Below are 3314 nucleotides of genomic sequence, written 5' to 3' on the forward strand. Positions count from 1 at the left end.
CAGTATTTTAACTTCTCACTTTTGAAAAGTTTTAATAACCAATGAATTTCATCAAAAAAAAGCTGCTCCAAAGCAGCCCTAACTATTGAAGGAAAGTCTTTAAGAATGAAGTATTGGCAGCCCTCCACCATATTCCTAAGTATAAATAATATTATATGTAGGTTTAATCACTCCGTTTGGATATTGTTTCATGTCAACTAAATCCAATTTTAGACTTGGCTTAACGCTGCCGAAAAGAGGAGTGCCGTCACCGATTATGACTGGATTCACTTTCAGCACCAATTGATCAATGAGTTTATGTTTTAATAACGTTCCAGCCAATTCTCCGCCCCCGCAAAGCCATAGCTTTCCGTCACCTTGCAGCTTGAGGTTTTCGATAAACGCTACGGCATTTCCTTCGATAAGTTCTACCTCCTCATTCGATTCAAACTGAAGGGAGCTCGAGAATATATAATGTTTCAATCCCTTATAACCTGGTTCACCCGGTTTAGCTCCGAATTGAAATCCAAATTCATATGTTTTCCTTCCCATCAACACCGCTTCATATTGCTGGATATCGGATAAAAAGTCTGCGACATGATCTCCTTCAAATAAGAAAAATGATTGATTGATATTCCCATCCAACATTGCTTGATCGGCAATGAAATTGTCCAGTGAAACAGCTACATGATATACCAATTCTGCCACTTAGTCATCCCTCCAAAAGTGATTACACATTTTACACGAACAACGAGTGTCCTATAACCTTCAGATAACCATACTCTTGATATGGTCTTCATTTATTTCGATACCCACTTGCGTACATAGGCATTTATTTAGTCTAAGGAATTCTGGGATCATACGTCTCAACGTTTTTATCATTTCATTTGAATCACGGCCACAATCCCAACTTTCCAACAGGGATAATTGCTTTTTAGCTAATATACTTCTATTTCCTTCGATTTTTGTTCATACTCCATAGGGCACATCTACATGTACTTCCATTTCCATATACCACCCAGACACAATCAGCCATCGTATCTTATCAAGATTGGATAGTGCATATAACATTTCTCTCCTCATGACGGCTCTGTAGGTTTCATGGACAAAGGCAAGCAGCTTTCCTCTCCAATGTTCAACTTCATCCGGTGAAGGTTTATACACTTGTTTTGCGGATTCATTAATAACATGACTCAGAATATTAAAAGGATCATATAGAACTTCAGCCTCTTTTAACCAAATGGAGGGTACAATTTCCTCAGGTGCGTGATACCAGCTATCCACTTTCACAAATGTATTATAATGAGTGACCACATACGGTGAGGAAGGATTGTAGTCTTCATGAAAGGAAACATCGCCCCAATTATTGGCTCTACCCCTTTTTCCCTTTAAAAATTCCGCTTTCCGTTTTGGAATAACAATGGTGTGTAAATCTATATCAGAGTAGTTATAATGGTTTCCTTTTGCTAATGAACCGGCTATGTAAATAGCCAAAACATCAGGATCTGCTGATAAATCTTTTAATGCATTTACCAAAAGAATATCTCGTTGTTTCGGTAAAAATGCATCCCTTTCTATATGTTTGCTAACGAATCCCGCACACAAAACCATCTCCTTTTTTTGTAAAACCATCAAGGTAATATATATTCGTGCATCAAGAATAAAATCCCTTCCGAAGAATTGCGGTGTCAGTGATATATACCGTTTCTTAGCTCCTTGTTTTCTTGGCGGATATCAAGGAACCGCTTTACCTGGCATCTATCCATGTCCTCACCTATGTGGTATTATTTTGAATATTAAGTTAAAAGGGGGCATCTTTTCATGTTTGTCAAATACTCCCGAACCACCCTATTACGCTTGTATTTTCACTTCACAAAGAAGCGATAAGGATGCCGCAAGCTACCATTCTACCGCGGAATTGATGGATGAACTTGCCGCTCAACAAGATGGCTATTTAGGAGTTGAAAGCGTAAGGGATCAAAACGGGTTAGGAATTACCGTATCCTATTGGAAGTCCCTGGATGCCATAAAGCTTTGGAAAGAAAATGCCGCTCACAAAAAAGCACAAGAAAAAGGGATGAAAGATTGGTACTCGTCATACTCAACACGAATTTGCAAGGTTGAAAGAGATTATACAAGCAAGTGAGGAAATTAAGATTTCATATACATAGATGGTTTTTCATGAAATTTTCAGCTATAGAAAAAGACCGCTTTTTTAGCGGTCTCTTATGTAGACAAACTCGAATAAAAGCAGATTAGCCTTCAGTTTTAAAAATATTCAGTTGATTTCAGAAATCCGCTCCCTTTCCGCCGACTGTCTGCCAAGCCTCCTCGCGGTTAACGGCTGTCGAGTCTCGGCAAGCCAGTTACTCGGCAGGAGTGTCGCAAATTTCTTCATCCAATGAGGGTTTCATCCATAAAAAAGTACACCACGTTTGTTTTATAAATACGGTTAGGAGTGAGACCATTTAGAATCTCCAAGTTCCAGTTGATTTTAAATCAAAGTTGATTGGATCGGGTGTTCGAGACTCCTGCGTGGACAGCGTGTCTAGGGGAGACCCCACATGCGCAAAGACCGCCGAGGAGGTTCCCCGATCGCCGACGGAAAGCGAGTTCCCTACGTACAAATTTTATAAACAAAAGTAAAAAACATGACCAAATTTTCTTTTAAAATCATGATAAAGAATTAAAGGACATATCATTAAAATCTTCTTTTATGAGTGAGTACATATATAAATCATCGAATTTACCACAAGTATATTCATAATGCCTTAGCAATCCTTCTCTTCTAAATCCTTGTTTTTCCACGAGTTTTTGGGATGGGTGATTATCAGGTTCAATTAACGCTTCAATCCTCTCCAGATGAAAGTGGCGATAACCATACTTAACAACGGCTTCCAATGCTTCACTAGCAATGCCCTTTCCCCAATGATCCTTACTTAACTCATATCCAATTTCAGCTCGATGATGCTTGGTGACCATATTCAGAAAACCGCAACTTCCTAAAACCTTACAGGAATCTTTCAATGTAATTCCCCATCTGATTCCCGTACCTTCCTGGAATATAGATTCGTACCATTTAATTTCATCCCATACGTCATTTACTGTTTGGCACGGATCTAACCCCATTGGCTTCACTACATCTATATCAGATAAATATTTAAACATATCACCCGCGTCTTCTATTGTTACTTCCCTTAAGATCAATCGTCGTGTTTCAATAAGCGGAAATACCTTCTCCAACCAATATCCCTCCCCAAAGTCCCTTTTCCATACGTTACTGATTTAATCATTACCTAATTAAAGCCGATAATCAACGCTTTATTGTATAAAGA

The 3314-nt window shown here is 38.7% G+C and carries 4 protein-coding genes; 1 reads left to right on the forward strand and 3 read right to left on the reverse strand.

Annotation, left to right across the window (positions count from 1 at the left end; genetic code table 11):
* Positions 1 to 135: 135 nt before the first annotated feature.
* Positions 136 to 687 (reverse strand): dihydrofolate reductase family protein, encoded by a 552-nt coding sequence (locus ACFVSH_RS24510; RefSeq protein ID WP_387708339.1) that lies wholly within the window; start codon positions 685 to 687, stop codon positions 136 to 138.
* A gap of 261 nt (positions 688 to 948) precedes the next feature.
* Positions 949 to 1515 (reverse strand): nucleotidyltransferase domain-containing protein, encoded by a 567-nt coding sequence (locus ACFVSH_RS24515; protein WP_387708341.1) that lies wholly within the window; start codon positions 1513 to 1515, stop codon positions 949 to 951.
* A 253-nt stretch (positions 1516 to 1768) separates the two neighbouring features.
* Here ACFVSH_RS24515 and ACFVSH_RS24520 point away from each other — a divergent pair, with 253 nt between their 5' ends.
* The gene (locus tag ACFVSH_RS24520; protein ID WP_387708343.1) at positions 1769 to 2125 is read left to right on the forward strand and encodes an antibiotic biosynthesis monooxygenase family protein; all 357 of its coding nucleotides are present in this window, start codon (positions 1769 to 1771) and stop codon (positions 2123 to 2125) included.
* 527 nt (positions 2126 to 2652) lie between these two features.
* Here the strand turns inward: ACFVSH_RS24520 and ACFVSH_RS24525 are convergent.
* Positions 2653 to 3222, reverse strand: a complete 570-nt coding sequence (locus tag ACFVSH_RS24525; RefSeq protein WP_387708345.1) for a GNAT family N-acetyltransferase — start codon at positions 3220 to 3222, stop codon at positions 2653 to 2655.
* Positions 3223 to 3314 lie beyond the last annotated feature (92 nt).

Origin of the sequence: Peribacillus sp. NPDC058002, assembly GCF_042886655.1 — a bacterium.
Taxonomy (GTDB): domain Bacteria; phylum Bacillota; class Bacilli; order Bacillales; family DSM-1321; genus Peribacillus; species Peribacillus aracenensis.